Below are 19588 nucleotides of genomic sequence, written 5' to 3'. Positions count from 1 at the left end.
TGTATTTTCATACAAAGTGCTTTTCTGGATTGGTGGGACCAGCGGGGGTCGAACCCACGACAAACGGATTAAAAGTCCGCTGCTCTACCAACTGAGCTATGGTCCCTATGCTGCATTGCGGTGCACTGCAGCAAGACTCAAATTATAGCGTCATTTTTTGGGCTTCAAATGTGCGCTGGCTAAAAAATTCAAAATTTCTGCCGCTGCACACATGCCAAAGGTCGCCGTCACGCTGACCACCGATCCATAGCCGTGGCAATTGAGCGAGCCATCGCCCTCGATGGCACATGAGGCATCTGGCGGCGCGACCGACTCTCGGCTGAACACACCTTGCACGCCCATGCGCTTGTCACCTTTGGGGGCGCCATGGTGCTTGCGCAAACGGTAACGCACTTGGGCCAGCAAGGGGTCGTGCGTGATGCGGGACAAGTCGTCCACATCCACTTTGTGGGCCAGTCGTTTGCCGCCCGCAGCGCCCACCGTGATGAACCCCACTTTGTAGCGCAAGGCCCAATCGGCCATGGCCACTTTGGCCTTGACCTGATCGCAAGCATCGATCACGGCATCGGGCATGGTCGGCAACAAAGCAGGCCAGTTGTCAGGCGTCACAAAGTCATCGACCGCATCGACCTGACACTGCGGATGGATCAAGGCGATGCGCTCACGCATGGCCTCCACCTTGGCTTGGCCTGCCGTGGACGTCAGGGCATGGATTTGCCGGTTGATGTTCGATTCGGCAATATGGTCCATGTCCACCAGCGTCAAGCGGGCCACCCCGCTGCGGGCCAGCGCCTCTGCGGCCCAAGAACCAACACCGCCTATGCCCACCACCACCACATGCGCTTGGCGGATGCGCTGGGCACCATCCATGCCATACAGGCGCTGCAAGCCGCCAAAGCGGCGCTGCTCTTCATCGTTCCATTCGTTCATGCCTGTGACTCCGCTCGGCGAAGCTGCCACTGCAAAGTCAACACGGCACCCAAGACAATGCCCAACACCGCGCACAAGCTGCCGACACTCAGAGTAGACAGTCCCGACAAGCCCTGACCGATGCTGCAGCCCATGGCCATCACAGCGCCCATGCCCATCAAGGCACCGCCCAGCACGTGCAAGGCCAAGTCGCCAATGCGGGTGAAGCCTTCCCAACGGAATACGCCTTGTTGAACTGTGCTGACCCAAGCGCCCATGAGCAGACCCAAGGCCAGGGCCATGCCCAGATTCACACGTTTGCTGCCATCGCTGAAATACATGAAAGCATCCAGCGCATAGGCCACTGGGGCCGTGAAGCTCATGGACTCCATGCGGCCACTTGCGGTGGACAAGAAGACCGCCTCCAAAGTCTCGGGATGCTCAGGCACGAAGCCATGGACACCGCTGATCCACCAAACAGCAAAAACCACTACCCCAGTCAACAAACCCGGCCCGTACGCGCTGGCGGCACGAAAAGCCCGATCCTTGAAAACCCAGACCATCAACAAAGCCGATGACAGCACGGACATGACGCCCATGCCCTTGGGCAAAGACCATCCGGTCAAAGCACTGAGCCACTGTCCCGCAAAAGGCGCTGACAGCGGCAAAGTGAAGGTGTCCAGCACTTGCACACGCCAGACAGCCGGCAGACCACGCATGGTGGCCAAGGCAAAGATGCCCATGCTCATGAGAACGACCAGCGATTTCAAATTACCGCCCGCCAGGCGAGTGATGTTTTTGGTGGTACAGCCCGACGCCAATACCATGCCGACACCAAACATCAGACCGCCCAAAGAAAGGGTCAGCCAATTGAGTGCACGTGTGCCATAAATGGTATTCAAGGGACTGATCATGCCCAGCCATGCCATGCAGCCAAAACCGAGAACAGCGATGGCCACAGCGAGCACCCATTGGCGAAGGCGCGTGCTGTCACCCATGATCACCACATCGCTGATGGCGCCCATGGTGCAAAAGTGGCTGCGCTGCAAAAGCACACCCCACAAAAATGCGACCCCAAAACAAAGGCCCAAAACCTCCAGGTTTTGGGCCTGCAATGGCAACAATGACATCACAAACGCCTCATGCCTTAACGCAATCGCGTCAGTCGATCACGCGCCGTGTTGGCGGCTTCAGACGCAGGAAAGGCCTTGACCAAGTCATCCAGCGTCTTGCGCGCTGCTTTGAGATCTTTGAGTTCGAGTTGCACATTGGAAATCGCCAGCATCGCCTCTGGTGCGCGGGCATGACCCGGCGCCACATTCAGCAATTGCTGGAAATTGGCCATCGCGTCCTTGTAGGACTTGTTGGCGTACTGCGCATTGCCCAACCAGAACAGGGCAGAAGGGGCGTAACCGCTCTTGCCATTGCGCTGCAAGAACTGCACCAAAGCCGTTTGAGCCGCCACAAAGTCACCTTTGCGGAAAATGTCCATAGCCGCTTCGTAGTCGCGCTTTTCAGCGGGTTCCACCAGAAACTCTCGCCCATCCACAGACACCTTGACAGGCTCAAATTTGCGCAGGCGCTCATCGACACCGGCCGCCACATCTTTTTGACGCTGCTGAACATCTGACACATCACGCGCCAGGTTTTCATGGGCCCCACGGCTTTGGGACAGATCACCACGAAGGCTTTCGATTTGCGACTGCAAGTCGAGCAAAGAGCGCCGCAACTGCGCGTTTTCCTCGGCGAAGTTCTTGTTCGATTGCTCCAAACGCTGGCGCAAATCCAAAATGGCACGGCGCGCCTCATCGTCGTCAAACAAGGCCGCTTGAGCCAACCCGGTCAAGGCACTCAATGCCAAGGCCAGTGCAAGCTGGTTCAATGAAAAGCGAAAATTCAGGCGCATGGTCTTGACGATCAGTAGCGGATTTCAACGCGGCGGTTCTTGGCCAAGTCCGTTTCGGACGAACCCATGGCCGCAGGCTTTTCCTTGCCATAGCTGACAGCCTCAACTTGGCTGTCAGACACGCCCAACAACGTCATGGCTTGTCGCACAGCTTCGGCACGCTTTTGACCCAGGGCCAAGTTGTACTCTCGGCCACCGCGTTCATCGGTGTGACCTTCCAGCGAAGCTTTGCGCTGCTGGTTGGCTTTCAAGAAACGGGCATGGGTTTCGATCAATGGACGGGCTTCCGCACGCACGACGTAGCTGTCGTAATCGAAATACACCACGGTCCCCACACCGGCAGGTCCAACACCCGCTCCGGACTTATCGGTCAACACGCCGGCAACGCCGTTTTGCCCAGAACCAATGCCTTGGCTGTTGGCACCCGAAGAGGTTGCGCTCTTGTCTTCCACAGGCACATCGTCAAGTTTCACGCCCGAAGCACAACCAGACAACAAAGCCACCATCAACAAACCAACCCAGACACTTTTTTTCATCATCAACCTCGTCTATCAAAAAAAACAAAGAAATATTATTTGCGCAAAGGACCCCAGTGGGGTTCACGGATATCGCCGCCCTGCCCTGACAAACGGGCTTTGATGCGGCCATCCAACGTCGTCGTCATCAAGGCTTCCTGGCCTTGCTGCAAAGTCGCGTACACAAGGAGTCGGCTGTTGGGCGCAAAGCTGGGGCGCTCGTCAGCAGATGTGTCGGTCAATGCCGTGACTTGGCCAGAGTTCAAGTCCATGATGTGCAAACGGAAAACAGCACCACTGCGGGAAACATAAGCCAGCCATCGCCCATCGGGACTGAGGGCGGGTGAAATGTTGTAGCTGCCGGAAAACGTCACACGTTCTGCAGGGCCGCCCTGAGCGGGCATGCGGTAGACCTGAGGACTTCCCCCGCGGTCGCTGACGAAATACAAAGCAGAGCCATCGGGCGTGAAGACAGGCTCGGTGTTGATCGAGCCCGCTTGCGTCAGTTTGCGGGGTTCGCCACCATTCAAATCGATCCTGAAAAGTTGAGAGCCCCCATCACGGCTGAGCGTGGCGACCAAAGAACGCCCATCGGGTGCCCAAGTCGGTGCACTGTTGGAGCCTTTGAAGTTGGCCACGGGACGTCTCTGACCAGAGGCGAGTTCGTGCACATAGACCACAGGCTTGCGCAGCTCGAAGGACACGTAAGCCAACTGCGTGCCGCTGGAAGACCAGGATGGTGAAATGATGGGTTCCGGGCTGCCCAGAGCAGCTTTGGCACCCTCGCCATCAGAGTCGGCGATCCAGAGGGTATAACGGCCTGAAGACTTGGTGACGTAAGCAATACGGGTTGCAAATGCGCCCTGCACCCCCGTCAATTGCTGGTAAATCCAGTCGGACATGCGGTGGGAAGACAAGCGCAAATCAGCCGCAAGGACCGTCTCACGGAACTCGGCCTTTTCTTGGCCTTTGACCGCGTCCCACAAACGTGCTCGAACATCAAAACGACCGTCCGCCAATCGGTTAACAGAGCCGGCCAGCAAGGCTTCTGCCGACAATTGACGCCAAACCGACCAATCAGGACGGCTCGCTTCATCGAGCTGAACGTTGCCCGCAGGCAAACCTTTGAATTGACCGCTCCGCTCCAGATCGGCCAAAACAATCGAGGAAATTTTTTGGGGTGCTTGCGATTCGCCCTTGAAGGGCGCAATCACGACAGGCAACTGCGTCATGCCCACACCAGAGACTTCGACGCGAAACTGCGACCAAGCGGGCAGGTGCAAAGCGAACAAGGCCAACCAAGGCATCAGCCAGCGAAGGGCAAAGTTTTGCAAAGGAAATCGCTTGATGTGTAGCACGTTGAACATCGCCATGAAAGACAAGCGCTTATCGTACACCGTCCAAGCCCCGTTTCAGGGTGGAAAGTCGGCTGAAAAACCAAGCCAACACGCCTTGGTTTGCCTGCTTACAATCGAATTGAACATGCACAACGACCAAAACACCTCCCCAGCCCCCAGCATTCGCAGCAGAATGTTGAAACTGGCGCCTTATTTTGCCCGCCAACGTGGCATCTGGGCCATGGCGCTTGCCGCCACTTTGGTTGCAGCACTGACCGAACCCTTGATACCGGCTCTCTTCAAACCACTTTTGGACGAGGGTTTTGCGGGCAACGGTTTGCCCATCTGGTTGATCCCCGTGACCGTGATCGGTTTATTTTCGATCCGAGGCATCACTTTTTTCCTGGCGCAATACGCACTGGCACGCGTGACCAACGATGGCATGGAGATGCTGCGCAATGACTTGTTTGCCAAGATGGTCAAGGCGGATTTGAGTCTGTTCAACCGCCAATCGGCCAGCGCCCTGTCCAACACAGTGGTGTACGAAGTGCTCAATGGCGCATCACAGTTGATTTCAGCCCTGATTGGGCTGAGTCGGGACGGTTTTACCTTGTTGGCGCTGGTGGGCTATTTGATGTGGCTTAACTGGAAGCTCACCCTGGTGGTGTTCATCGTCGCCCCGGCCCTGAGTTACATCATGAAGGCCTTGTCCAAGCGCCTTTACCGCCTCACCCGCGAAAGCCAGGAATCCACAGACGCATTGGCCTATGTGGTCGAGGAAAACGTGCTGGCACACCGCATGATTCGGCTTCATGGCGCTCAAAACCAGCAGATCGACCGGTTCGCTGCTCTGGGCAAGAACCTGCGCAAGCTCGCCCTCAAATCCACAGCTGCATCGGCGGCCATGTCGCCATTGACGCAGATCATGTCGGCCATAGCCCTGTCCATGGTGCTGGTGATCGCCTTGATCCAGAGCCGCGACAGCGCATCGGGTGCCACCGTCGGCGGATTTGTGGCCTTCATCACCGCCATGCTGATGCTGGTGTCCCCCATCAAACGCCTGGCTGAAGTGGCCAATCCGATCACACGCGGGCTGGCGGCACTGGAGCGCGGCCTGGCCTTGCTGCAAGACGCGCCGGAAGAAAGCCAAGGCACACACGAAGTGGTTCGGGCGACCGGCGCCATCGAATGGCAAGACGTGAGCCTGCAATTCAAACCCGACAGCCTACCCGCCTTGAGCGGTGTCTGCCTGGCTGTGCAGCCCGGAGAAACCGTGGCTTTGGTCGGCAGCTCCGGCGCCGGCAAATCCACCCTGATCCAGTTGTTGCCCCGCTTCCTCAACCCGACGCAGGGCCAGGTGCTCATAGACCAAGTGCCCGTGCAAGACTGGACTTTGCGCAGCCTGCGCCAACAAATTGCCATGGTCAGCCAGGATGTGGTCATGCTCAACGACACCTTGGCGGCCAACGTCAGCCTGGGTCAGACGCCTGACAGAGAACGCGTTCAGCGCAGTCTGAAAGCGGCCAATTTGTGGGCACACGTGACCCAGCTGCCGCAGGGCGTGGACACCCTGCTCGGCCACAACGCCAACCAACTGTCTGGCGGCCAGCGCCAACGCCTGGCGATTGCCCGCGCTGTGTACAAAGACGCGCCGATCCTGATCCTGGACGAGGCCACCTCGGCTTTGGACAACGAATCAGAACGCTTGGTGCAAGACGCCTTGCAAAAACTGATGCAAGGCCGCACCACCTTGATCGTGGCGCACCGCCTGTCCACGATCGAGCATGCGGACCGCGTGGTGGTCATGGACCAAGGTCAGATCGTGGAGCAAGGTGCGCCTGCGCAGTTGCTGGCCGCAGGCGGTGCCTATGCCCGCTTGCACCACCGCGGCGAGTGGGCAGCCTCTGAGGCCTAAGTCCAGGCCCTGAGACCAGACCCAAATTCGCGCCTCAGAGCAGCACGATGTCGTACTGCTCAGGCCCCATTGAAGACTCCACCTGCAGCGAAATCGGTTTGGCGATGAAATCCGACAAGCCGGCCAGGTGCTGGCTTTCTTCGTCGAGCAGCAAATCGATCACCGCCGCGCCCGCCACCACGCGGAATTCGCGCGGATTGAACTGCCGTGCTTCGCGCAGGATCTCGCGCAAGATGTCATAGGCCACTGAGCGTGCTGTTTTGACGATGCCCTTGCCTTGGCAGCTGGGGCATGGCTCGCACAGCATGTGCGCCAGAGATTCCCGGGTGCGCTTGCGCGTCATCTCCAGCAAGCCCAGCGACGAGAAACCGCCCGCCATGGTCTTGACCCGGTCGCGCGACAGCTGCTTGCGGAACTCGGCCAACACCTGTTCTTGATGGTCGCTGCGCGACATGTCGATGAAGTCGGCGATGATGATGCCGCCCAGATTGCGCAAGCGCAGCTGGCGCGCAATGGCCTGCGCGGCTTCCAGATTGGTTTTGAAGATGGTGTCTTCAAAATTGCGGGCCCCCACATAACCGCCGGTGTTCACATCCACCGTGGTCAGGGCTTCGGTCTGGTCGATGATCAGGTAACCCCCCGATTTCAAATCGACACGACGCCCCAAAGCTCGGGCAATTTCTTCATCGATGGCATACAGGTCAAAGATCGGCCGCTCACCTTTGTACAGCAGCAAACGCTCGGCCGCCTTGGGCATGAACTCGCGGCCAAACTCGACGAGCTGGGCATATTGCTCTTGAGAGTCGATGCGGATGCTTTGCGTGACCTCGCCCACCAGATCACGCAGCACGCGCTGCAAGAGCGTCAAGTCCTGGTGCAGCAAAGAAGCTGGCGGCAAGCGCATCGACGCTTCTTTGATTCGGGCCCAGGTCTTGCGCAGGTAGGCGATGTCGTCTTGCAACTCTTCGTCGCTGGAGTCTTCGGCATTGGTGCGCAAAATGAAGCCACCACCGGCGGGCCCCACCAAGGCTTGCACGCGTTTGCGCAAAGCATCGCGCTGCTCAGACGGGATTTTTTGCGACACGCCGATGTGATCGTCTTGCGGCAAAAACACCAAGTGCCGACCGGCAATGCTGATCTGGGTGGACAAGCGGGCGCCTTTGGTGCCCATCGGGTCCTTGATGACCTGCACCATGATGGCCCGGCCCTCAAACACCTGCTTTTCAATCGGCACCAGCGGTTGGCCCGTGCGTGCAGAGGCATCACCGTCGGTGTGTTTTTGCCAGACATCGGCCACATGCAAGAACGCTGCTTTGTCCAGACCGATGTCGATGAAAGCCGACTGCATGCCCGGCAACACACGGGCCACTTTGCCCAGGTAAACATTGCCCACCAAGCCACGCTCGAGCGTGCGCTCCACATGCAACTCTTGCACGGCGCCAAACTCGACGACCGCCACACGCGTCTCCTGCGGGGACCAATTGACCAAAATATCTTGTTGCATGGAACGCTTCGTGAGAAATGAGGGGTGTCGGTCAGCCGACAAGGATCAGCAAGAGATGCCCACTGATCGCAAAAGCGTCGCCGTCTCGAACAGGGGCAGGCCCATGATGCCCGAATAACTGCCACGGATCTGTTCGATGTGCGACGCGGCCCTGCCCTGCACGCCGTAAGCGCCCGCCTTGCCCATGGGCTCGCCGCTGACCACATAAGCCTTGATTTGCGCAGCGCTCATGGGCACAAAACGCACCCACGACTCGGACACCGCCTGCACGCGTTTGCGGCCAGACTGAACAGCCACAGCGGTCAGCACGCGGTGCGTCTGACCCGACAGCTGCTGCAAGATGCGCCGGGCATCGGCTTCATCGGCTGGCTTGCCCAAAATCTCGCGGCCCAAGGCCACGGTGGTGTCGGCGCACAGCACCGGCGCTGCGGGCAAGCCCAAACGCTGGAGGCGGGCCACAGCGGCATCGAGCTTGAGCGCCGTCACTCGGGCCACATAACGGCGCGGGGCTTCGCTGCCCCGGATGTCTTCCAAGGCTTCCGCATCTTCGGCGGTGTCGGGCAAGAGGAGTTCGTGGGTCACGCCAATTTGCGTCAGCAGCTGGCTGCGGCGCGGGCTTTGCGAAGCCAGGTAAATGAATGCACTCATTCGCGGTGGTAGGGGTGGTTGGCGTTGATCGACCAGGCGCGGTAGAGCTGCTCAATCAACAGCACCCGGGCCATGGCGTGGGGCAAGGTCATGTCGGACAAACGGATGCGCTCGTGCGCTGCCTGGCGAAACTCGGGCTCCAGACCATCGGGCCCGCCAATCACCAAGGCCACATCGTCACCGCCCAACTGCCACGAGGTCAATCGCGCGGCCAGGGCTTGCGTGGTGAGGTTGGTGCCGCGCTCGTCCAGCACCACGATGCGGGTGCCGCGAGGGATGGCCGCTTCGATGCGTTGGCGCTCGGCCGCATACAGTGTGGGCAAGGTTTTGGAGCCGCGCGGCTCGGTCTTCACCGCCTTGAGCTCCACTTTGAGCTCGGGCGGGAATCGCTTGGCATAGTCGTCCCAAGCGGTCTGCGCCCAGTCAGGCACGCGCTGGCCGACCGCAACGATCAGCAGCTTCATGAAAAATCAATCGGCTTTGCGGCGGGTCGGTGCTTTGACCGCTTTACGGGCGGGGGCCTTCGTGGCAGCAGCTTTGGACGCCGCTTTGGGTGACGGCTTGCCCACGGTTTTCACCGTAGGTTTGGAGGTCGATTTGACCGCTGTCTTGGCGGTGGTTTTTCCCGCAGCGGACTTGGCGCCAGGCTTGGCGGCTGTTTTGGCCGGTGCTTTGGCTGAAGGCTTGGCCGATTTGGCTGGGGCCTTCAAAGCGACTTTGGCCTTGGCAGCTGGCTTGGCGGTGCTGGTTTTGGCTGCAGGCGCTTTGGCGGCTGCCTTCTTGGCGGCAGTTTTGCGGCCAGCTGTCTTGGGCTCGGGCGCCACCGGCTTGGGTGCACCAAATTTCAGGCGCACAGGCTTGTCGCCCCAGATTTCTTCAAGGTTGTAATAGGTGCGGATGGTGGGCTGCATGATGTGCGCCACGGCAGCGCCGCAGTCCACAATGATCCATTCACCGTTGTCTTCACCCTCGATGCGGGGCTTGCCGAAACCGGCCTCGCGCACCTTGTCGCGCACGCTGGCGGCCAGGGCTTTGGTCTGGCGGTTCGATGTGCCCGAGGCGATGATCACGCGCTCAAACAAAGGGGAAAGGTGCTCGGTGTCAAAGACCTGAAGGTCTTGCGCTTTCACATCTTCCAGAGCGTCCACAATGGCACGCTGGAGTTTCTGAATGTCTTTTTTGGCAGCGGTGTCGGTCATCAATGGGGCCTGTAGAGGTGGTGTTCGTGAATATAGCGCTCAACAGCGGGTGGCACCAGACCTTCAATACTTTGGTCTGTGGCCACCAGCGCACGGATGTCCGTGGCACTGTGAGGCATGAGCGGCATCTTCAAGGAGTGGATGCGCGCGTCAAATGAATGGGAGAGGGCTGCGGTTGGGGTTCCTGTGCTGGAATCACTCCAAGCCTGAACGGCTGCATCGCGGCCTGCGGCACAGATTATAGCGAGCCGGGCGATTTCATCGATTTGATGCCAGGATGGCAGTGAGCGGCGCTGGTCATCACCGATCAACAAATACAGCTGCGCTTGCGGAAATTGCGTCTTCAGCTCACGCAAAGTGTCGACGGTGTAGCTCGGCCCATGCCTGAGCATTTCACGCTCATCCACCAGCACATGGGGCACCGGGCCAAAAGCGAGTTGGGCCATCGCCAGACGGTGTGAGGCATCGCTCAGCTGGCGCGTTTTGTGCCAAGCCTGACCAGTCGGCAAGACGCGCACCTGATCGAGCTGCAGCTGCGCCATCGCCGCTTGCACCAAAGCGACGTGGGCCAGGTGCGGCGGATCGAACGCGCCGCCAAAAACGCCCATTCGCATCGGTGGCTGTGCAGCGCTCAAATCCAGTCCTTGGGCACCAGATAGTGGCTGAGCAATTGGGCCTCGGGCGATCCGGCCTCGTCCTGGCGCTGGTAGGACCAGCGCACCTCGGGCGGCATGGACAGCAAGATCGATTCGGTCCGGCCACCGGACTGCAAACCAAAATGCGTGCCCCGGTCCCAGACCAGGTTGAACTCGACATAGCGGCCACGGCGGTACAACTGGAAATCGCGCTCACGCTCGCCCCAGGCCATGTCTTTGCGACGTTCGACGATGGGCAGATAGGCTTTCAGCAAAGCATCGCCCACGCTTTGCAGCATGGCAAAGCTTTGGCCCATGCCCAGCTCAGAAAAGTCATCAAAGAAGATGCCACCGATGCCGCGTTGCTCGTGGCGATGTTTGTTGCAAAAGTAATCGTCGCACCAGGTCTTGAAACGGGGATACAAACCCTCGCCAAATGAGTTCAAGGCATCCTTGCAGGTCTGGTGAAAATGCACGGCGTCTTCGTCAAAGCCGTAATAAGGCGTCAAGTCCATGCCGCCGCCAAACCAGGCCACCGGCGCCCTGCCCTCGGGCTTGGCCGCGATCATGCGCACGTTCATGTGCACCGTGGGCACATAAGGGTTGCGTGGATGGAACACCAGCGAGACGCCCATGGCTTCAAAGGCCGAGCCCGCCAGTTCTGGGCGATGTTGCGTGGCCGAGGGCGGCAACTGAGGGCCACTCACGTGTGAAAAACCACAGCCTGCGCGCTCAAAAATCGGGCCACCTTCCAGGATCTGGGTGATGCCGTTGCCTTGCAGTTTTTCGCCAGGCTCTTTGGTCCAGTGGTCCACCAGAAAAGGCGTGCCGTCCATGTCGGTCAGGGCTTGGGTGATGCGCGACTGCAGGCCCACCAGGTATTGCCGAACGGCGTTGAGATCAAGGGAATCGTTCATGAATGGATTGTTTTGTTGGCGCCACGGGCTTCAAGGCTCGACTTGGACGCAGGACTCCAAGGCAGCACAGGCGAGGCTTGCTCGTCGTGGTAACCCTTGACACCCTGAAAGACCTGGGCCATGTGGGCGTAATCGGCATCGACATCGCCCGTCAAATTGTAGAAATCGACCAAGGACAAGGTGCGTGTGCCCCAATCGATCTTGACCAGCGCCAAAGGCACGTCAGCGCCTTTGGCCACTTGGTAAAAACCGCTGCGCCAGCCGGGCGTGAGGCTGCGCGTACCCTCGGGGGCCAAGGCCAGCCAAAGCAGGCGCGCCTCGCGCTTGTGCTGCTCGAAGACCTGCACCATTTCGCCCACAACGCCTTTGGGCGAACTGCGGTCAATCGGCACGCCGCCCACCCATCGCATCCAGGCACCAATCACCGGGAATTTGAACAAGGAATCCTTGCCCCAAAAATTGGCAGGAATGCCCAAGGCCCACTTGGCCAGAATGCCGACCGGAAAATCCCAATTGCTGGTGTGCGGGTACACGATGGCCACCCCTTGCAGCGTGGGGAAACCCTCAAAGGCCAGCTTCCAGCCAAAGGCTTTCAAAATCCATCGGGCCAGGCGAGAGCCTTTGAACGTCACAGGGTGTGCCATGAACAGGTGTCTTTCGGGTTTGCTTCAGTTTTTGATGGCGCGGTAGCCAATGTCTTTGCGCATTTGCATGCCGTCAAACTGAATGCTGCTGGCGCTCTGGTAAGCCTTTTGCTGAGCCAGCCGCACCGAATCGGCCAAGGCCGTCACGCACAAGACGCGACCACCCGAGGTCAGGATTTGGCCATCTTTCTCGGTGGTGCCCGCATGGAACACCATGGCGTCTTCTGCATCCGCAGGCAAGCCGCTGATGGCATCGCCTTTGCGCGGGTTCAGCGGGTAACCGGCTGCAGCCATCACCACACCCAAAGCCACGCGGCGGTCCCACTCCAGCTCGATCTTGTCCAAGCCTTCGGAGGTCGCGGCCAGCATGACTTCCACCAGATCGGACTTCAAACGCATCAGGATCGGCTGCGTCTCGGGATCGCCCATGCGGCAGTTGAATTCCAGCGTCTTGGGCTTGCCCTGTTCATCGATCATCAACCCGGCGTACAAGAAGCCGGTGTAAGGAATACCGTCCTTATCCATGCCCTTGATCGTGGGCATGATCACCTCGCGCATGGCGCGGGCGTGCACATCGGCCGTGACCACGGGCGCTGGCGAATAAGCGCCCATGCCGCCCGTGTTGGGGCCTTGGTCGGCGTCCAGCAAGCGCTTGTGGTCCTGGCTGGTGGCCAAAGCGGTCACATTCTTGCCATCGCACAGCACGATGAAGCTGGCCTCTTCGCCTTGCAAAAACTCTTCAATCACCACGCGGGCGCCACCTTCGTTATGCGTCACGCCCAAGGTGTTGTCCAGCAGCATGAAGTCGATCGCTTCGTGCGCTTCGGCCAAACTCATCGCCACGACCACGCCCTTGCCTGCGGCCAGACCATCGGCCTTGACCACAATGGGGGCGCCTTTGCGGTCCACGTAGGCGTGTGCGGCAACCGGATCGGTGAAGGTCTCGAACTCCGCTGTGGGAATGTTGTGGCGTTCCATGAAGGCTTTGGAGAAGGCCTTGGAACTTTCGAGCTGAGCGGCCTTTTGGGTGGGCCCAAAAATGCGCAGCCCGTGCGCACGGAAGTCGTCCACGATGCCCGCAGCCAAAGGGGCCTCAGGGCCAACCACCGTCAGGCCGATCTGATTGTCCTGCGCCCACTGGCGCAGCTGGGGGATGTCCGTGATCGGCACATTCACCAAATTCTTGTCGCGGGCTGTGCCGCCATTGCCGGGGGCCACGTACACCTGTTGCACACGGGGAGACTGGGCCAATTTCCAGGCCATGGCATGTTCACGGCCACCATTGCCGACCACCAAAACTTTCATCAAATGTCCTTGTTTATTCTTCAATGTCGGCGTTGTGGAAGACGTTTTGCACGTCGTCCAAATCTTCCAGAATGTCCAGAAGCTTTTGCATTTTTGCAGCGTCATCACCGCTGAGCGCGATGGTGCTTTCGGCACGCATGGTCACTTCGGCCATGTCGGCCACCAGGCCCGCGGCTTCGAGTGCGTTTTTCACGGCTTCAAAATCGGCCGGCGTGGTCAGCACCTCGATGGCGCCTTCCTCATCGGTGATCACGTCTTCGGCGCCCGCCTCCAAAGCCACTTCCATGACCTTGTCTTCGTCGGTGCCAGGGGCAAAGATCAGCTGACCGCAGTTCTTGAACTGAAAAGCCACCGAGCCTTCGGTGCCCAAATTGCCCCCATGCTTGCTGAAGGCGTGGCGCACTTCGGCCACGGTGCGCACGCGGTTGTCGGTCATGGTGTCCACGATCACGGCAGCGCCGCCAATGCCATAGCCCTCGTAGCGGATTTCTTCATAGCTCACGCCTTCGAGGTTGCCCGTGGCCTTGTCCACGTTGCGCTTGATGGTGTCGGCCGGCATGTTGGCCGCCTTGGCCTTCTCAATGGCCAGACGCAAACGGGGGTTGGCCGAGACATCACCGCCGCCGGTGCGAGCGGCCACCATGATCTCGCGGACCACCCGGGTCCAAATGCGTTGCCTTTTTTCGTCTTGTCGGCCCTTGCGGTGCTGAATATTTGCCCATTTACTGTGGCCAGCCATCGGGAATTCCTTGAATGTTGATTTAACCTATGGGTAGATTTTACTTTTCACACGCGTGAGGGAGTTTTTGATGGCTGAACCCATGTTGATTGCCCAAAACAAGACGGCACAGTGCCACCTGCTGCCCGGCCTGGCCAACCGCCATGGCCTGATCACCGGTGCCACCGGCACCGGCAAAACCGTGACCTTGCAAACCCTGGCCGAGAACTTTTCCCGTCTGGGCGTGCCCGTCTTCATGGCCGACGTCAAAGGCGACCTGACCGGCATCAGCCAGGCGGGCAACATCGGCGACAAGCTGGCGGCTGTGCTCAATGACCGGGGCATCGCCCTGCCCGAGCCACTGGCCTGCCCCACCACCTTGTGGGACGTGTTCGGCCAGCAAGGCCATCCCGTGCGGGCTACGGTGTCCGACATGGGCCCCCTGCTGCTGGCCCGCATGCTGGGGCTCAACGAGACTCAGGCCGGTGTGCTGAACCTGGTGTTCAAGATCGCTGACGACAACGGGTTGCTGCTGCTGGACATGAAAGACCTGCGGGCCATGCTGCAGCATGTGGGCGACAACGCCAAGAACTTCACCACCGAATACGGCAACATCAGCGCGGCCAGCATTGGCGCCATCCAGCGAGGCTTACTGCAGATCGAGACCCAGGGCGGCGACCAATTCTTTGGCGAGCCCATGCTCAACATCGAAGACTTCATGCAAACCGCTGACGGCATGGGCGTGGTCAACATCCTGGCCGCCGACAAGCTGATGAATTCGCCACGTTTGTATGCGACGTTTTTGCTGTGGCTGCTCTCTGAGCTGTTTGAGGTCTTGCCCGAAATTGGCGACCCCGAGAAACCCAAGCTGGTGTTCTTTTTTGACGAAGCGCACCTCTTGTTCAAAGACGCACCCGCAGCCTTGATCGAACGCATCGAGCTGGTGGTGCGTCTGGTGCGCTCCAAAGGGGTCGGGGTGTATTTCGTGACCCAAAACCCGCTGGACATCCCGGACAGCATCCTAGGCCAGTTGGGCAACCGGGTGCAGCACGCCCTGCGCGCCTTCACTCCCCGCGACCAAAAAGCCGTTGCCGCCACCGCGCAAACCATGCGCCCCAAGGCGGGCCTGGACATCGAAGCGGCCATCACCGAGCTGGGCGTGGGGGAAGCCCTGATCAGCCTGCTGGACGCCAAGGGCCGCCCGACCGAGACCGAACGCGTGTTTGTGATGCCCCCAGCCAGCCAGCTGGGCCCGATCACGCCAGAGCAACGCCAAGCTTTGCTGAAGAATTCCCTGGTGGCGGGTGTGTATGAAGCCACGCAAGACCGTGAATCGGCTTACGAAAAGCTCAAAGGCTCACCCGCAGCGAATGGCGCCCCAGCCGCGACGGGCGCAGCCGAAGCCCCCGCCGAAAGCGGATCAGGCCTCATGAATACGGTGTCCGACTTCATCTTTGGCTCCACCGGCCCACGCGGCGGTCAACACGATGGCGTGGCGCAACTGCTGGTAAAAAGTGCTGTGCGCAACGTCGGCTCGGCCATCGGCCGGGAGATCGTGCGCGGCGTGCTGGGGGGATTGATGGGGTCCGCTGGCGGTAAACGCAGACGCTGATTCCGATTACAGAATGAAAAAAAGCCAGCCCGATCACTCGGGCTGGCTTTTTTCATGGCGTGCGCTGTGAGTCAGCTCGCTGCGGCCTCTTCCGGCTCAGTGGGCTCCACGCGCGATGCACGGCCTTCTTTCTTGGGCAAGGGCGTGATGTCCAGCTGCACTTCGTCCTTGTCGTTGATGTCCACCGTGAGGCGGCCACCTTCGGTCAGGCGACCGAACAGCAGTTCGTCGGCCAGAGCCTTGCGGATGGTGTCCTGGATCAGGCGCTGCATGGGGCGTGCGCCCATGAGCGGGTCAAAGCCCTTCTTGCCCAGGAACTTGCGCAGGCTGTCGGTGAAGGTGACCTCCACCTTCTTCTCGCCCAGCTGCTGCTCCAGTTGCAACAGGAACTTGTCCACCACGCGCAAGATGATCTGCTCGTCCAGCGGACGGAAGCTCACGATGGCGTCCAGACGGTTGCGGAACTCGGGCGTGAACAGGCGCTTGATGTCGCCCATTTCGTCGCCCGCCACACGGGGGTTGGTAAAGCCAATGGTGGCTTTGTTCATGGTCTCGGCACCCGCGTTGGTGGTCATGATGATGATCACGTTGCGGAAGTCGGCCTTGCGCCCGTTGTTGTCGGTCAAGGTGCCATGGTCCATGACCTGCAGCAGCACGTTGAAGATGTCCGGATGCGCTTTCTCGATCTCGTCGAGCAAGAGCACGCAGTGCGGCTTCTTGGTCACGGCCTCGGTCAGCAAGCCCCCTTGGTCAAAGCCCACATAGCCGGGGGGCGCGCCAATCAGGCGACTGACCGCATGGCGTTCCATGTACTCGGACATGTCAAAGCGGATCAACTCGATGCCCAGGATGTAAGCCAGTTGTTTGGCCGCCTCGGTCTTGCCCACGCCGGTGGGGCCAGAGAACAGGAAAGAGCCAATCGGCTTGTCGGTCTTGCCCAGACCCGAGCGGGCCATCTTGACGGCGGACGACAGCACTTCGAGGGCCTTGTCTTGGCCGAACACCACCGACTTGAGGTCGCGCTCGATGCTTTGCAGCTTGCTGCGGTCGTCGTTGGACACGTTGGCTGGCGGAATGCGTGCGATCTTGGCCACGATGTCTTCGATCTCGGCCTTGCCAATGGTTTTCTTGCGCTTGGACGCGATTTGAATGCGCTGGGCGGCACCGGCTTCATCGATCACGTCAATCGCCTTGTCGGGCAGTTGGCGGTCGTTGATGAATTTGGCCGACAACTCAGCGGCAGCCTGCAAAGCGGCGATCGTGTATTTGACGCTGTGGTGGTCTTCAAAACGGCTCTTGAGGCCTTTGAGGATGTCCACAGTCTCGGACACCGAAGGCTCGACCACGTCCACTTTCTGGAAGCGGCGGCTCAAAGCCGCGTCTTTTTCGAAAATGCCCCGGTATTCGGTGAAAGTGGTCGCGCCGATGCATTTGAGCTGACCGCTCGACAGCGCAGGCTTGAGCAGGTTGGACGCATCCAGCGTGCCGCCAGAGGCCGCACCCGCACCGATCAGGGTGTGGATTTCATCGATGAACAGAATGCCGTTGGGCTTGTCCTTGAGTGCTTTGAGCACGCCTTTCAAGCGCTGCTCAAAGTCGCCCCGGTATTTGGTGCCGGCCAACAAAGCGCCCATGTCCAGCGAATAGACGGTGGCCTCGGCCAGGATGTCAGGCACGCTGCCTTGCGTGATGCGCCAAGCCAGGCCCTCGGCAATCGCGGTCTTGCCCACACCGGCCTCGCCCACCAAGAGCGGGTTGTTCTTGCGGCGGCGGCACAGGATCTGGATGGTGCGCTCGACTTCGTACTCGCGGCCGATCAGCGGATCGATCTTGCCCTCTTTGGCGGCCTGGTTCAGGTTGTTGGTGTACTGCTCAAGGGGCGAGGCTTTCTCGTTGCGCTCGCCGCCTGATGACTCCTCAGACTCCGAATTGGACGGTGCTTCTGCAGATTTGGCCGCTTCAGGCGGATCGCTTTTGCGGATGCCATGGGCGATGAAGTTGACCACGTCCAGGCGGGTGATGCCCTGCTGGTGCAGGTAATACACGGCATGGGAGTCCTTCTCGCCAAAAATCGCCACCAGCACATTGGCGCCGGTGACTTCCTTTTTGCCATTGCCCGTGGATTGCACGTGCATGATGGCGCGCTGGATGACGCGCTGAAACCCCAAGGTGGGCTGGGTGTCCACTTCTTCGGTGCCTGCCACCTGGGGGGTGTTGTCCTTGATGAAGTTGGTCAAGGCGGTGCGCAAATCATCGATGTTGGCGGCGCAAGCACGCAACACCTCGGCGGCGCTGGGGTTGTCCAGCAAGGCGAGCAACAAGTGCTCGACCGTGATGAACTCGTGGCGCTGCTGACGGGCCTCGACAAAGGCCATGTGCAAGCTGACTTCCAATTCCTGGGCAATCATGTGATTTCCTTTTTGCCTTGCTGAGAGATTCTGTGCATGTGGGGCGTACTGCCCACTATTCAATGGGTTCGCTGATGCATTGCAAGGGGTGTCCCCCCTGCTTGGCGGCATCGAGCACTTGATCGACCTTGGTGGCGGCCACGTCGCGGGAATACACACCGCAAACGCCTTTGCCGTCCAAATGGATCTTGAGCATGATCTGGGTGGCCGCCTCGCGGTCTTTGCCAAAGAACTCCTGGATCACCATCACCACGAACTCCATCGGGGTGTAATCGTCGTTGAGCATTGCCACCTGGTACATCTGGGGCGGCTGGATCTTCTGGGCGCGCCGCTCCAGCACCACCGAGTCGCCACCGTCTGTGGTGCGGGGCGTTGCCGGTGGCAGCGTCGGGTTCTGTGGTTTTTTCGTGGCCATAATTTCATTCTATCGGCGCTTTGAAGCCCTTGAGACCCAAGGCCCGAAAAGTCTTGAATGAAGCGGGTTGACTCGGGGAAAACCTCACATTGACAAAATTAACAGGCACGCCTCAAACTGGTGCAAACAAAAACGGAGACAAGCCATGCCCAGCGGTACGGTCAAATGGTTCAACGATGCCAAAGGATTCGGCTTTATTCAGCCCGATGGTGGTGGCCCGGATGCTTTTGCCCACTTTTCGGCCATCCAGGCCGAGGGGTATAAAAGCCTCAAAGAAGGCGCTCGCGTCACCTTCGAATTGGCAGAAGGTGCCAAAGGCTTGATGGCAGCCAACATCCTGACTGAAGAAGCGTCTGCGTCGTCACCACAATCTGCCGATGAATCTCCTGATTCTGTGACCTGAGCAGCCCCTCGCGGGCTTTTTCACTGTCGGCACCAGAGATGGCTGCGGACACGTTATCCTTGCACGGTTAGCAACCTGTTTGGATGGACTTTTTCAATGACTTCTCGCTTGATTTCCCGCATTTGCACGCAGTCCACGCGCTGGACTGCTGGAACTTTGCTGGCGTTGGCGAGCGTCCTGGCTGCGGCACAGACCGGCCCTCAAATGCAGTTGCCGCGTACCAAACTGACGGCAGGCATGCACATGCTGGATGTTCAACTGGCCCAGACGCCAGAGCAACGTCAGATCGGCCTGATGTTCCGCAAGGACATGCCTCAGCACGAAGGCATGTTGTTTGTCTTTGAGCAAGCGGCCACCCAATGCTTCTGGATGCGCAACACCCTGATTCCTCTGACGGCAGCCTTTGTCGCCGACGATGGCACCATCGTGAACCTGGCCGACATGAAGCCGCAAAGCGATGATTCGCACTGCTCCACCAAACCGGTGCGTTTTGTGCTGGAAATGAATGTGGGTTGGTTCGCCAAACGGCAAATCAAAGCGGGCTACCAGTTGGGTGGCCAGGCATTTGCCCGCTGATGATCTTGAGGACGGGCTTGAA

The 19588-nt window shown here is 59.6% G+C and carries 20 protein-coding genes and 1 tRNA gene; 4 read left to right on the top strand and 17 right to left on the bottom strand.

The features are described from left to right. Window positions 1-30: 30 nt before the first annotated feature. The 6 genes from B9Z43_RS02770 to tolB form a co-directional block, all read right to left on the bottom strand. Window positions 31-106: transfer RNA gene (locus B9Z43_RS02770), tRNA-Lys, on the bottom strand. 44 nt (window positions 107-150) lie between these two features. Then, window positions 151-930: a ThiF family adenylyltransferase gene (locus tag B9Z43_RS02765; protein WP_108322602.1), complete on the bottom strand. Its 780-nt coding sequence runs from the start codon at window positions 928-930 to the stop codon at window positions 151-153. Then, entirely contained in the window at window positions 927-2039 is a 1113-nt protein-coding gene (locus tag B9Z43_RS02760; protein WP_108322601.1) for a YeeE/YedE family protein, read from the bottom strand. Before B9Z43_RS02760 ends, B9Z43_RS02765 begins: the two co-directional genes overlap by 4 nt. Window positions 2040-2056: 17 nt before the next feature. Next, a complete protein-coding gene (gene ybgF / locus B9Z43_RS02755; protein WP_108322600.1) occupies window positions 2057-2815 on the bottom strand; it encodes a tol-pal system protein YbgF in 759 nt (252 codons plus the stop codon). 11 nt (window positions 2816-2826) lie between these two features. Then, window positions 2827-3351: a peptidoglycan-associated lipoprotein Pal gene (pal, locus tag B9Z43_RS02750; protein ID WP_199222235.1), complete on the bottom strand. Its 525-nt coding sequence runs from the start codon at window positions 3349-3351 to the stop codon at window positions 2827-2829. A 35-nt stretch (window positions 3352-3386) separates the two neighbouring features. After that, window positions 3387-4637 carry a Tol-Pal system beta propeller repeat protein TolB gene (tolB, locus tag B9Z43_RS02745; protein WP_233250016.1) on the bottom strand — a complete coding sequence of 417 codons (1251 nt, stop codon included), beginning with the start codon at window positions 4635-4637 and terminating at the stop codon, window positions 3387-3389. A 175-nt stretch (window positions 4638-4812) separates the two neighbouring features. On the opposite strand from tolB, the gene msbA reads away from it, so the two are divergent. Continuing rightward, window positions 4813-6582 carry a lipid A export permease/ATP-binding protein MsbA gene (gene msbA / locus B9Z43_RS02740; RefSeq protein ID WP_108322598.1) on the top strand — a complete coding sequence of 590 codons (1770 nt, stop codon included), beginning with the start codon at window positions 4813-4815 and terminating at the stop codon, window positions 6580-6582. Window positions 6583-6616: 34 nt separating this feature from the next. Here msbA and rng read toward each other — a convergent pair whose 3' ends face one another. Genes rng through B9Z43_RS02695 form a run of 9 tightly spaced genes read right to left on the bottom strand, consistent with a single transcriptional unit; the run spans window position 6617 to window position 14173 of the window. Next, on the bottom strand, window positions 6617-8086 hold the full coding sequence (gene rng / locus B9Z43_RS02735) for a ribonuclease G (RefSeq protein ID WP_108322597.1): 1470 nt from the start codon (window positions 8084-8086) through the stop codon (window positions 6617-6619). A 45-nt stretch (window positions 8087-8131) separates the two neighbouring features. Then, window positions 8132-8734 (bottom strand): nucleoside triphosphate pyrophosphatase, encoded by a 603-nt coding sequence (locus B9Z43_RS02730; RefSeq protein WP_108322596.1) that lies wholly within the window; start codon window positions 8732-8734, stop codon window positions 8132-8134. Continuing rightward, window positions 8731-9198 carry a 23S rRNA (pseudouridine(1915)-N(3))-methyltransferase RlmH gene (gene rlmH, locus B9Z43_RS02725; protein ID WP_108322595.1) on the bottom strand — a complete coding sequence of 156 codons (468 nt, stop codon included), beginning with the start codon at window positions 9196-9198 and terminating at the stop codon, window positions 8731-8733. Before rlmH ends, B9Z43_RS02730 begins: the two co-directional genes overlap by 4 nt. Before the next feature lie 6 nt (window positions 9199-9204). After that, window positions 9205-9933 (bottom strand): ribosome silencing factor, encoded by a 729-nt coding sequence (gene rsfS, locus B9Z43_RS02720; protein ID WP_108322594.1) that lies wholly within the window; start codon window positions 9931-9933, stop codon window positions 9205-9207. Beyond that, window positions 9933-10568: a nicotinate (nicotinamide) nucleotide adenylyltransferase gene (gene nadD, locus B9Z43_RS02715; protein WP_233253943.1), complete on the bottom strand. Its 636-nt coding sequence runs from the start codon at window positions 10566-10568 to the stop codon at window positions 9933-9935. Before nadD ends, rsfS begins: the two co-directional genes overlap by 1 nt. Continuing rightward, window positions 10565-11485, bottom strand: a complete 921-nt coding sequence (hemF, locus tag B9Z43_RS02710) for an oxygen-dependent coproporphyrinogen oxidase (protein WP_108322592.1) — start codon at window positions 11483-11485, stop codon at window positions 10565-10567. The genes nadD and hemF overlap by 4 nt, the downstream gene beginning before the upstream one ends. Beyond that, window positions 11482-12129, bottom strand: a complete 648-nt coding sequence (locus B9Z43_RS02705) for a 1-acyl-sn-glycerol-3-phosphate acyltransferase (protein WP_233249996.1) — start codon at window positions 12127-12129, stop codon at window positions 11482-11484. Before B9Z43_RS02705 ends, hemF begins: the two co-directional genes overlap by 4 nt. 24 nt (window positions 12130-12153) lie before the next feature. Continuing rightward, complete coding sequence (gene purD, locus B9Z43_RS02700; protein WP_108322591.1) at window positions 12154-13434, bottom strand: phosphoribosylamine--glycine ligase; 1281 nt, start codon at window positions 13432-13434, stop codon at window positions 12154-12156. Between the two features lie 13 nt (window positions 13435-13447). After that, window positions 13448-14173 carry a YebC/PmpR family DNA-binding transcriptional regulator gene (locus B9Z43_RS02695; protein ID WP_108322590.1) on the bottom strand — a complete coding sequence of 242 codons (726 nt, stop codon included), beginning with the start codon at window positions 14171-14173 and terminating at the stop codon, window positions 13448-13450. Window positions 14174-14243: 70 nt separating this feature from the next. Between B9Z43_RS02695 and B9Z43_RS02690 the strand changes: the two genes are divergently transcribed. Continuing rightward, window positions 14244-15764: a helicase HerA-like C-terminal domain-containing protein gene (locus tag B9Z43_RS02690; protein ID WP_108322589.1), complete on the top strand. Its 1521-nt coding sequence runs from the start codon at window positions 14244-14246 to the stop codon at window positions 15762-15764. Window positions 15765-15835: 71 nt separating this feature from the next. Here B9Z43_RS02690 and clpA read toward each other — a convergent pair whose 3' ends face one another. Next, the gene (clpA, locus tag B9Z43_RS02685; protein ID WP_108322588.1) at window positions 15836-18172 is read right to left on the bottom strand and encodes an ATP-dependent Clp protease ATP-binding subunit ClpA; all 2337 of its coding nucleotides are present in this window, start codon (window positions 18170-18172) and stop codon (window positions 15836-15838) included. A 55-nt stretch (window positions 18173-18227) separates the two neighbouring features. Then, window positions 18228-18587, bottom strand: a complete 360-nt coding sequence (gene clpS / locus B9Z43_RS02680) for an ATP-dependent Clp protease adapter ClpS (protein WP_108322587.1) — start codon at window positions 18585-18587, stop codon at window positions 18228-18230. 145 nt (window positions 18588-18732) lie between these two features. On the opposite strand from clpS, the gene B9Z43_RS02675 reads away from it, so the two are divergent. Further along, window positions 18733-18990, top strand: a complete 258-nt coding sequence (locus B9Z43_RS02675) for a cold-shock protein (RefSeq protein ID WP_108322586.1) — start codon at window positions 18733-18735, stop codon at window positions 18988-18990. A 96-nt stretch (window positions 18991-19086) separates the two neighbouring features. Next, window positions 19087-19566, top strand: a complete 480-nt coding sequence (locus B9Z43_RS02670; RefSeq protein WP_108322585.1) for a DUF192 domain-containing protein — start codon at window positions 19087-19089, stop codon at window positions 19564-19566. The last annotated feature ends 22 nt before the right edge of the window (window positions 19567-19588 follow it).

Source organism: Limnohabitans sp. MMS-10A-192 (genome assembly GCF_003063335.1).
In the GTDB taxonomy this organism is placed as follows: Bacteria; Pseudomonadota; Gammaproteobacteria; order Burkholderiales; family Burkholderiaceae_C; genus Limnohabitans_A.
Note: the sequence above shows the minus strand (reverse complement) of the source record. Positions and strands in the feature narration are given on the sequence as shown.

What these genes read in the sequence shown, in the direction of transcription:
- ybgF (WP_108322600.1), bottom strand. Translation starts at nt 2,815, where the DNA reads ATGCGCCTGAATTTTCGCTTTTCATTGAACCAGCTTGCACTGGCCTTG.
- hemF (WP_108322592.1), bottom strand. Translation starts at nt 11,485, where the DNA reads ATGAACGATTCCCTTGATCTCAACGCCGTTCGGCAATACCTGGTGGGC.
- B9Z43_RS02730 (WP_108322596.1), bottom strand. Translation starts at nt 8,734, where the DNA reads ATGAGTGCATTCATTTACCTGGCTTCGCAAAGCCCGCGCCGCAGCCAG.
- pal (WP_199222235.1), bottom strand. Translation starts at nt 3,351, where the DNA reads ATGAAAAAAAGTGTCTGGGTTGGTTTGTTGATGGTGGCTTTGTTGTCT.
- B9Z43_RS02695 (WP_108322590.1), bottom strand. Translation starts at nt 14,173, where the DNA reads ATGGCTGGCCACAGTAAATGGGCAAATATTCAGCACCGCAAGGGCCGA.
- rng (WP_108322597.1), bottom strand. Translation starts at nt 8,086, where the DNA reads ATGCAACAAGATATTTTGGTCAATTGGTCCCCGCAGGAGACGCGTGTG.
- msbA (WP_108322598.1), top strand. Translation starts at nt 4,813, where the DNA reads ATGCACAACGACCAAAACACCTCCCCAGCCCCCAGCATTCGCAGCAGA.
- B9Z43_RS02760 (WP_108322601.1), bottom strand. Translation starts at nt 2,039, where the DNA reads ATGTCATTGTTGCCATTGCAGGCCCAAAACCTGGAGGTTTTGGGCCTT.
- B9Z43_RS02675 (WP_108322586.1), top strand. Translation starts at nt 18,733, where the DNA reads ATGCCCAGCGGTACGGTCAAATGGTTCAACGATGCCAAAGGATTCGGC.
- B9Z43_RS02705 (WP_233249996.1), bottom strand. Translation starts at nt 12,129, where the DNA reads ATGGCACACCCTGTGACGTTCAAAGGCTCTCGCCTGGCCCGATGGATT.
- B9Z43_RS02670 (WP_108322585.1), top strand. Translation starts at nt 19,087, where the DNA reads ATGACTTCTCGCTTGATTTCCCGCATTTGCACGCAGTCCACGCGCTGG.
- tolB (WP_233250016.1), bottom strand. Translation starts at nt 4,637, where the DNA reads ATGCCTTGGTTGGCCTTGTTCGCTTTGCACCTGCCCGCTTGGTCGCAG.
- clpS (WP_108322587.1), bottom strand. Translation starts at nt 18,587, where the DNA reads ATGGCCACGAAAAAACCACAGAACCCGACGCTGCCACCGGCAACGCCC.
- B9Z43_RS02765 (WP_108322602.1), bottom strand. Translation starts at nt 930, where the DNA reads ATGAACGAATGGAACGATGAAGAGCAGCGCCGCTTTGGCGGCTTGCAG.
- rlmH (WP_108322595.1), bottom strand. Translation starts at nt 9,198, where the DNA reads ATGAAGCTGCTGATCGTTGCGGTCGGCCAGCGCGTGCCTGACTGGGCG.
- B9Z43_RS02690 (WP_108322589.1), top strand. Translation starts at nt 14,244, where the DNA reads ATGGCTGAACCCATGTTGATTGCCCAAAACAAGACGGCACAGTGCCAC.
- rsfS (WP_108322594.1), bottom strand. Translation starts at nt 9,933, where the DNA reads ATGACCGACACCGCTGCCAAAAAAGACATTCAGAAACTCCAGCGTGCC.
- purD (WP_108322591.1), bottom strand. Translation starts at nt 13,434, where the DNA reads ATGAAAGTTTTGGTGGTCGGCAATGGTGGCCGTGAACATGCCATGGCC.
- clpA (WP_108322588.1), bottom strand. Translation starts at nt 18,172, where the DNA reads ATGATTGCCCAGGAATTGGAAGTCAGCTTGCACATGGCCTTTGTCGAG.